Raw genomic sequence first — 441 nt, forward strand, 5'->3', positions numbered from 1 at the left:
GCTCTACGCGCTCGCCACCCTGCACGTACTCACGCCACGCGAGCGCGTCTCGACCCTCCGAGTCGCCCAAACACACCCCCCGGCGGCACCCACCCCGGCCTGGGTCCGTTCATCACACGGCGCGGACTGTCCGCCGGCGCCCGCGGCCCCGCTGATGACGCCGAACCACAACGTGTTCGATTGGGGCTCGGCCCCGGCGGTGCCGTGGCGGTTGAGGCTGGTGCCGGAGGGTGACGCGGCGAGGCGGGTCGTTCCCGGGCTGTTGCCCGTACCGGCCGCGGCGACGCCGCGGACCGTGCCCGCGACCCAATCGACCACGTTGTGGATCGGCGTCATCGGCGTCGCCGAGGGCGCCGACGACACGTCCGCGCCGGCTGAAGACGGGCCCCAGGCGATGTTGTTGGCCACCGCCGGGTCGGTATAGGTCGAGTCGAGGATCGA

The 441-nt window shown here is 73.0% G+C and carries 1 pseudogene; it reads right to left on the reverse strand.

Annotation, left to right across the window (positions count from 1 at the left end):
- Window positions 1–3: 3 nt before the first annotated feature.
- Window positions 4–441 (reverse strand): annotated as a pseudogene (locus MKK50_RS22585) (hypothetical protein); the annotation flags it as partial.

Source organism: Methylobacterium sp. J-043, from assembly GCF_022829505.1.
GTDB classification, from domain to species: Bacteria; Pseudomonadota; Alphaproteobacteria; order Rhizobiales; family Beijerinckiaceae; genus Methylobacterium; species Methylobacterium extorquens_A.